This window comes from Chroococcidiopsis cubana SAG 39.79, assembly GCF_003991895.1.
Taxonomy (GTDB): domain Bacteria; phylum Cyanobacteriota; class Cyanobacteriia; order Cyanobacteriales; family Chroococcidiopsidaceae; genus Chroococcidiopsis; species Chroococcidiopsis thermalis.
This window is the reverse complement of the sequence record NZ_RSCK01000029.1, coordinates 1-1779: the sequence shown is the minus strand read 5'-3', so window position 1 is coordinate 1779 and position 1779 is coordinate 1. Positions and strand designations below refer to the sequence as shown.

At 43.5% G+C, this 1779-nt stretch carries 3 protein-coding genes and 1 pseudogene; 3 read left to right on the top strand and 1 reads right to left on the bottom strand.

Annotated features, from left to right (window positions below; translation table 11 throughout):
* Nucleotides 1-173 precede the first annotated feature (173 nt).
* Entirely contained in the window at nucleotides 174-440 is a 267-nt protein-coding gene (locus DSM107010_RS17770) for a type II toxin-antitoxin system RelE/ParE family toxin (RefSeq protein ID WP_127023497.1), read from the top strand.
* 163 nt (nucleotides 441-603) lie between these two features.
* Nucleotides 604-864, top strand: coding sequence for a hypothetical protein (locus tag DSM107010_RS17765; RefSeq protein WP_199755602.1), 261 nt, complete (start codon nucleotides 604-606; stop codon nucleotides 862-864).
* Between the two features lie 63 nt (nucleotides 865-927).
* Here DSM107010_RS17765 and DSM107010_RS17760 read toward each other — a convergent pair whose 3' ends face one another.
* Nucleotides 928-1209, bottom strand: a complete 282-nt coding sequence (locus tag DSM107010_RS17760; protein ID WP_127023489.1) for an HU family DNA-binding protein — start codon at nucleotides 1207-1209, stop codon at nucleotides 928-930.
* A 375-nt stretch (nucleotides 1210-1584) separates the two neighbouring features.
* Between DSM107010_RS17760 and DSM107010_RS17755 the strand changes: the two are divergent.
* Nucleotides 1585-1779, top strand: a pseudogene (locus DSM107010_RS17755) (aldehyde dehydrogenase); the annotation flags it as partial.

Here is a 1779-nt window from a genome sequence, read left to right as displayed (position 1 = left end):
CTCTCTACAGATGAGAAGCGCGAAATTCAACTGTTGTTGCAGCAGTATCTGCGTGAAGAGCGGCGTGAGGAGATCTACAACAACTTTAAGTTAGCGCAAGCTGAACAGCAAAAAGGTGAGCTAAGGTTTTCTGCCAAGATTGAGGAATTGAAACAACTGATAGAGGAGTAACGGTGGAGGTCAGTTTCAGTTCTCCCTTTAAACGTGCTTTCAAAAAGCGGATTCAAGGCAATGCAGAACTAGAGGCAAGGTTTTGGCAGAAGTTGGAACAGTTTACCATAGACCCATTTGCTCCAAGTTTAAAAACGCACAAACTATCGGGCAAGCTCAAGGAATTTTGGAGTTTTAGCGTAGACTACAACGAGAGAGTATTGTTCTACTTTGTAGAAGAAGGAAAGGCTGTGTTTGTAGACATCGGTAGTCATGATGAGGTATATTAAGTGACGGTATTTGTAGCACGATCACAAGTACTGTTAAGTTCACCGCTTAGCTCCGTAGTAAGCGCTCGAAACATGGTGTCAGAAAATAGAAAAGCTATAATTCAACCAAAAAAAAAATTCACATGACCCAAGCAAGAGCGGAAATCCGCTGAAGTTCAACGAATTGCCCCAAGCCAAACCAGCAGCAAAGAAAAAGGTAGAGGTTTCACTCACCGACCAGAATGGGGTCGTCTTCACCGCTTTAATTAATGGCAAGAGTTGGCGCAAGGCAGAGGCGGATGTTGCAAATTTTAGCGATTGGGGTGGAGCAGTCAGCGGTAAACTAGGGCAACCTACTGCCAATGGCTTTGAAGTTGTCGAAGCAGGGGTGAGGATTTTTGAGGAAAAGCCGAAGGAAGCAGCGACGGAAGTTGCTGCTAGCTAATGACCACCAACTATCGTGCGAGCGCAATTTCTCCAAGAGCTGTCCCGACTCATTGGAGCGGAACTAATCGTTAGGAGCAACTTTATCTTTAAACAACTTACCAGCAGCGAAGGCAGGAACGCGAGTTGCTCGAATTTGCATCTTCTCGCCAGTTTTCGGGTTCCGCCCTTCCTTAGCTTGTCTTTCCCGTCGTTCAAAAGAGCCGAATCCGACCAAAGAAATCTTATCACCTCCAGATACAACCTCCACGATTGTCTCTGTAATCGCATTGAGGATTGTATCAGCTTCTTTTTTGGTTACGTTAGTTTTGGAAGCAATTACGTCAACAAGTTCGGCTTTATTCATGGCAATTCTGGTGCAATAGGTCGCTGCTATTGTAGTGTAGAAAAAAGATGATGGCAATTGTAGTGCCGATAAACAGCACAGCTTCAACTAGAAATTGTTTGAAATTTGATTTTTTTACTGGCATTTGAATGCATGAGTTGGTGGATGAAATTACCAAATGAGCGAACGCAAAACATGAATGCAACCATCGTCGTTTAGTTTCTCCAAGGAGAAAATTCGACTTCAAGTTAAAATCACCTGTCAGTAAAGTTTTCAAGTTCAACTAGTTCAGTTTTTCTTCCATTTGAAGCATTTAGTAATTAGATTGTTTATTAATCGCTCTGAGTTTGATTTACTAGTTTAAGAGTCAAATAATCGCTCTAGGACATTACCACAATGACAACAGAAGTTAGCAAACCTAAAACAGCGGCAATGCGTAGCTACCAGAACTTTATTAATGGCAAGTGGGTATCGCCAATTTCCGGTCAGATCTACGAACGAAAAAGCCCTGTCACTGGGCAGACTATTGTCCAAATCCCCTGGAGTGACCAAGCGGATGCAGATACGGCAATCCAAGCAGCGCGGCAGGCG